We start from the raw sequence: 3,093 nt of genomic DNA on the forward strand, positions 1-3,093 counted from the left end.
TTTTACTCTCTATCTTAATTTTTTGACGAGGTTAATAGTGCTTTAAGCTTTCAAACTATTCTTTTTTCTAGGTTCAGCGCCTTGGGGGCATCGCTTCAAGCTGCCCTCTTTTCGACGTTTATCAACTATAGCGTTCTTACTCTGGTGGTGTTAGTAGAGGGAACCGAATCTTTTTGTAGTAATTTCTCTACTTGCTTATTTCTACTAGCTGCAATATTGCATTGAATTCAAGCTGATAGAGTGGTTCATTTAATCTAGCCAGGAAGACTGTGTGCAGCCGAGTCGGTGCTCGCTCCTCCCTTGTTGCATCTGGGCTATTTCGTGAATCGAGTATAGGTGCCCAATCGCCGAATCTTTGGGTCGCTTCGTTGCAGGTGCAGCTTCGTTTAAGTTTTTTAAGATGTTAGGACTTACGCATTGGCAAAAAATATCATCTATGTAGTCTAGATAATGGCATCGTTGTGAAGGTTGGCAAAAATATGCTCACGGACAACAGAAGTAAACAGATTCCTCTGTACTTCATACCAATTGCTAATTATGTTTTCAGAGCGCATAAACTCCAATTTCACAAAAGCTTGAAGTGAACAAAATATATGTGTTTTTATTGCAATACTCCGGACAGTTTTTAAGCAGCCAGAGTACCATAAGACAAGACTGAAGGAAGGTTAGGGTGATTTAAAATCAAATCCGGGTCTAAATCTAACTTATCAATAAAGGTAGAAAGTAGATGCTTATTGAATTCCAGACGTTTATAAGAGGCCATAGAAAACACAAAAGATTTGGCAGATGAATGACAACTAGAAAGTTCATGTTTGGCTAAGTTTAAGGCAATTATACTGGCATTAAAGTGAAAATCAAGCCGTGGTAAATGACGAGCTTGACAATCAGACAATCCCGTAAATTGCTTGGCATCACGAAAAATAAATTCGTATCCGCTCAATAAGTAGGGGTAGGAGAGAAAAAAAAGTAAGCAGAGTACACAAAGTGTCATAAAATAGGACACATGACGCCAAAGATTATTTCACAAGACAAGTCATCCTTCAAGATACTGCAAACCATCGACCCAAAAGGTATTGCAGACGAATCCATGCGTCACACAGTAGAGATATTACTGAACCTAATAGAGCAATTAGAATTAAAAGTCAAAGACTTGGAGTCAGAGAATCAACGGTTAAAAGATGAAAATAACCGATTGAAGGGAGAGCAAGGAAAACCAGACATCAAAGCCAAGTCCAAAGGATTCAAAAGCCAGCACTCATAGCGAGAAAGAACGAAAAACGCCAAAAAAGCACAGCAAAGGCAGTAAGAACGCCACAATTAAAATAGATCGAGAAGAAATACTAGAATATCCTTGCATACCAACTACCAGCCGATGCAGAATTTAAAGGATACGAACAAGTAATCATCCAAGATATCAGCTTGGCAACCGACAACATATTATTCCGCAAACAGAAATATTACTCACCCTCAGTCGGAAAAACTTATGTAGCAGAATTACCAATGGGCTACGAAGGAGAATTTGGACCAGGAATCAAAGCCTTAATCATTAGTTTGTACTATGGTGGCAATATGACGCAAGGCAAACTACTGGAGTTTTTAGCAGATCTAGGTATTTCTATATCAGCGGGTTATTTATCCAACCTGTTAATCAAAAACCACTTCCTTTTTGAAACCGAGAAAAAAGAAGTTTATGATTCAGGACTAGCAAGTAGTCCTTGGCAACACTTCGACCAAACTGGTGCGCGTGTAGGTGGAGTAAACCATACTACCAATATCATCTGCAACCCTTTATATACAGTCTACTTTACAACAGCGAATAAAGACAGATTGACTGTCCTGAAAGGATTACAGCCAGGACGAGAACTAGAATTCCTGTTGAATCCACTCACATTCTCACTAATTGGGGACTTCAAAATCCCGACTAAATGGCAGAATGCTCTCAAGCTATTACCTCAAGAAACGGTGTTGAGTGAGTCACAGTTTAATCACCTACTCAATAAGTATCTACCCAAACTGGGTGTTCAACAACTGACCAGGATTAAGGAAGCAGCAGCTATTGCCTTCTACCATCAGCAAACAGATTGTCCAGTCGTACAAACTCTTTGTTGTGATGATGCTCCGCAATTCAAGTTAATCACTGCCGAGCGAGCGTTATGTTGGGTACACGAGGGAAGGCATTACAAGAAGTTAAGCCCGGTATTCCCTTGCCATCAAGTAATTTTAGGGCAGTTTATCGAAGATTTTTGGGATTATTATCGGGAATTATTAGCTTATAAAGATGCTCCCAGTCCCGAAGCTGCACAGCCTTTAAAGGCTAAGTTTCGGCTGCTTTTTGAAACTCCGAGTGGCTATGAATTGTTGGATGAACGCAAACAATTAACTGCGACAAAAGTATCGGAGTTGCTGAGAGTTTTAGAGCATCCTGAATTACCTTTACACAATAATCCGGCTGAGTTAGCTGCCAGAACTATGGTGCAGCGACGTAATATTAGCTATGCAACTCAAACGATTGAGGGTACGAGGGCTTGGGATACTTTTATGTCTCTTGTTGCTACTACTCGTCAGTTGGGAATCAGTTTTTTCGATTATGTCCGGGACCGAATTTCTCAACTTCGAGTTATTCCCTCTCTATCTACTATTATTCGCGAAAAATCTTCTCTTCATCCCTTGGGCTTGTCTTGGCAACTAGAATAACTGCTCCCCCTATTTATTGAGCCGATACATAAATTCTATCTGAAAACGAGCCTGATAATATTCAACAATTTGCTCAGGCGGTAAGTGAATATCAGTGCTAAATAATAAAGCATTTTTAATTTCTCCGTTGGCTTGAACCTCAGAGATACAAGCCAACCTAATTTGGCAATTTAAACAACAACTCCACACCACCAAGGTATATAATGAAACTCCGGGTTTTATTTCTTTAACAAAATTAAGACGACTCAAATCATGGCAGTCAACCTTGCCATCATATTTACGTGGAGCCCCCAGTTTCTTTTGTTCACCTGTATAGAGATAGCCAGAAGTGTTGAACGCTTATTGATAGAATTCTGAAAATAGACATACGAATCCTATAAAATGCTGATTTCAGCAATT

3 protein-coding genes are annotated in these 3,093 nt (G+C 39.6%); 2 read left to right on the forward strand and 1 reads right to left on the reverse strand.

Annotated features, from left to right (window positions below; all coding sequences use genetic code 11):
* Positions 1-625 precede the first annotated feature (625 nt).
* Positions 626-940, reverse strand: a complete 315-nt coding sequence (locus QUB20_RS28270; protein WP_333291835.1) for a hypothetical protein — start codon at positions 938-940, stop codon at positions 626-628.
* Positions 941-1,003: 63 nt separating this feature from the next.
* Between QUB20_RS28270 and QUB20_RS28275 the strand changes: the two genes are divergently transcribed.
* Positions 1,004-1,261: a hypothetical protein gene (locus QUB20_RS28275; RefSeq protein WP_333199374.1), complete on the forward strand. Its 258-nt coding sequence runs from the start codon at positions 1,004-1,006 to the stop codon at positions 1,259-1,261.
* A gap of 239 nt (positions 1,262-1,500) precedes the next feature.
* Entirely contained in the window at positions 1,501-2,694 is a 1,194-nt protein-coding gene (locus tag QUB20_RS28280; RefSeq protein WP_333291836.1) for an IS66 family transposase, read from the forward strand.
* Positions 2,695-3,093 lie beyond the last annotated feature (399 nt).

Source organism: Microcoleus sp. B4-C2, assembly GCF_036705265.1.
Classification (GTDB): domain Bacteria; phylum Cyanobacteriota; class Cyanobacteriia; order Cyanobacteriales; family Microcoleaceae; genus Microcoleus.

Excerpts from the sequence above, each read along its gene's own strand:
- QUB20_RS28280 (WP_333291836.1), top strand. The coding sequence starts at position 1,501 with ATGGGCTACGAAGGAGAATTTGGACCAGGAATCAAAGCCTTAATCATT.
- QUB20_RS28275 (WP_333199374.1), top strand. The coding sequence starts at position 1,004 with ATGACGCCAAAGATTATTTCACAAGACAAGTCATCCTTCAAGATACTG.